Below are 2,082 nucleotides of genomic sequence, written 5' to 3'. Positions count from 1 at the left end.
AGAATGCTTATCGAGCTGTTCAAAATTATACGAGCAACACCGGCAACACCTACAACACCTGCCACAGAGGGAGCACTACCCCATACTCCTTGGAGTAGAGGCTCTGGAACTCAGTGATGGCTTTTGGAGATAGAGGCATTGAGAGAATGATGTGTGATGGATGGGAATGCTTGTGGCTCGGGAGGGTTGACTGAGGGATAGAAAAAGCCTGCACATCGACGTGTGTCATCGTGCAGGCAAGTTGTAGGGATCTATTTCTGTATCTCGGGATGTGTGTGCGTATCTCCGCATCTACGGGAATCCGTAGATGCGGAAGGTCTTTTAGGTAATTGGCTGTCCGATGAGCTTCTCAACCTCGGCGCGTGAGATTCTCCGCCACCTAGGTTTCTCGAAGCTGCCATCAGGCTTCCTGTCGAACTCGACTAAATCGAAGCTCTCAGGAAACTGCCAGCGATCTGTGTGGGTATTGTGCACTCCCCGGTTGGGATAGTGCTCGATCACGACCGGAGCCGCCTCAGGCTTTTGTAAAAACTCCCAGGCCAGAGTTGTCAGCACTTCGATTCGATTGGTAATCGACGTACCGGGATTTTGGTCAAGTTCAGTGAAGATGGCTATAGCTGGGCTGGATCCCTTTGGCTGGTAGAGCCTCAGGTAGCAGACCGACTTTACGCCGTGGTAGCCCTTGTAGTGCCAGGGGCCATCGTAGATGACCTCGGCAGGTATAGACTCTTTCAAGCTGCTACCTCATGGCTGACGCAGATGGAGCTTGGAAGCTGCTCGTCGAAGGATCGATCCTTCGACGGACGCTCCATGGGCTCCGCAGTCACCAACCTTTCCTGAATCGAGTAGATCACCTCCGTATCAGCAGTAAGCGATGCTGAAGGTGCTGGAGTATCTAAGGGCTCGCCCACCACGTCTTCCACGGCCTCACGGCAAAGGGGAGTCCAGTGGAGCAGGCGACGCTGACGAACCGCAGAGGCATTGTCTGCCGCCTTGGGCTTGCGCCGTCCCGTCCTCAGGTTCGTGGCGGGGCTGTTGCAGTTGGGCACGGTGTCCTTGAAGAGTACCAGCCCCAGCTCCTCGTCGAAGTCCATCAGGATGCTGCCCAGCTGGTACTTTCGACCGGCGTAGTGCTCGATGAGCAGGAAGTCCAGCTCACATTGCACATTGGCCAGTCCACCACGGAAACCAGAAACGATTGTCTCCAGCCAGGGGCCGGTGGGGAAGTCGGGCACTTGGGGTGCCCAGCTTACCAACACGACTGCCTCAGCCATCTGCTCGCCTTGCACGGGTACGAAGACCCGCACCCGACAATCGGCCTTGCGCTGCTTGCTGTCTTCCAACTCGAAGCGCTGATCTAAGCTCTTTCTCATACCGAATCTCCTTCCGGTGTCTCGGGTGTCAGGTGGTAGACCAGGCAACCTTCCGCGTCCTCGGCGTTTAGCCAGTAAGCGGGAAGCTCGGTGACTCCTGTTCTCACGGCTTTGAAAAGTCGCATCCAGCAACACAGAATCACGGTGCGATCTTCTAGGACAGCGACGATGTGGGGCACGGTGAGATCCAGACACATGGCCCGCTCCTCATCCATGTCCGGTCGCCACTGTCTGCAAAGCTCCTCGGTGATGCCGTACTCGGCCAGAACCAGCGGGCTTTGTGGCCGGGTGCTAGTCGTGACGATGTGTGCAGCATGGCCGACGTTCCAAAGGTACGTGTGGCCGAATAGATCTTCTCGTAGGATCACGTCGCCAAAGGCTCCGTACTCCTCGATCTTGGAGGCGATAAGTGCCTCGCTGTCTGAATATGTCTCGCGGTCAGTGGCTCCTAAAAGAGCCGGTATACCTTTCATGGCTAGTGCCACTGATTTCATGGCTTTCGCCGTCCTTTCTGGCCTTGTGGGCCTTTCTGTGTGTGAATTGGTGCCAGCTTCTGAGGCTTGGCCTTTGGCGGGATTTTCATGACGAGCACTTGCTTGGCTTCCTGTAGGGTGAGCTCGTGGCAGAGCAGGAAGGGGATGCCTTCCATGACTGCCCGCGCCGCCCTATGCCAGCCGTCTATGAGGACACTGGTTCCATTCCAGAACGG

The 2,082-nt window shown here is 56.3% G+C and carries 4 protein-coding genes; all 4 read right to left on the bottom strand.

Translation table 11 applies throughout. The features are described 5' to 3' along the window. Nucleotides 1-321: 321 nt before the first annotated feature. Complete coding sequence (locus tag RMO15_RS32325; RefSeq protein ID WP_309723177.1) at nt 322-735, bottom strand: hypothetical protein; 414 nt, start codon at nt 733-735, stop codon at nt 322-324. Beyond that, nucleotides 732-1,373 (bottom strand): hypothetical protein, encoded by a 642-nt coding sequence (locus RMO15_RS32320; protein WP_309723174.1) that lies wholly within the window; start codon nt 1,371-1,373, stop codon nt 732-734. The genes RMO15_RS32325 and RMO15_RS32320 overlap by 4 nt, the downstream gene beginning before the upstream one ends. Then, nucleotides 1,370-1,846 carry a hypothetical protein gene (locus tag RMO15_RS32315; RefSeq protein ID WP_309723171.1) on the bottom strand — a complete coding sequence of 159 codons (477 nt, stop codon included), beginning with the start codon at nt 1,844-1,846 and terminating at the stop codon, nt 1,370-1,372. The genes RMO15_RS32320 and RMO15_RS32315 overlap by 4 nt, the downstream gene beginning before the upstream one ends. A gap of 17 nt (nt 1,847-1,863) precedes the next feature. Then, nucleotides 1,864-2,082, bottom strand: a 219-nt coding sequence (locus RMO15_RS32310) for a hypothetical protein (RefSeq protein ID WP_309723167.1), incomplete at its 5' end; no start/stop codon positions are given.

Origin of the sequence: Armatimonas sp. (assembly GCF_031410135.1) — a bacterium.
Taxonomy (GTDB): domain Bacteria; phylum Armatimonadota; class Armatimonadia; order Armatimonadales; family Armatimonadaceae; genus Armatimonas.
Note: the sequence above shows the minus strand (reverse complement) of the source record. Positions and strands in the feature narration are given on the sequence as shown.

Bases quoted from the DNA above. Each gene is read 5' to 3' on its own strand.
- RMO15_RS32320 (WP_309723174.1), bottom strand. From the start codon at position 1,373: ATGAGAAAGAGCTTAGATCAGCGCTTCGAGTTGGAAGACAGCAAGCAG.
- RMO15_RS32315 (WP_309723171.1), bottom strand. From the start codon at position 1,846: ATGAAAGGTATACCGGCTCTTTTAGGAGCCACTGACCGCGAGACATAT.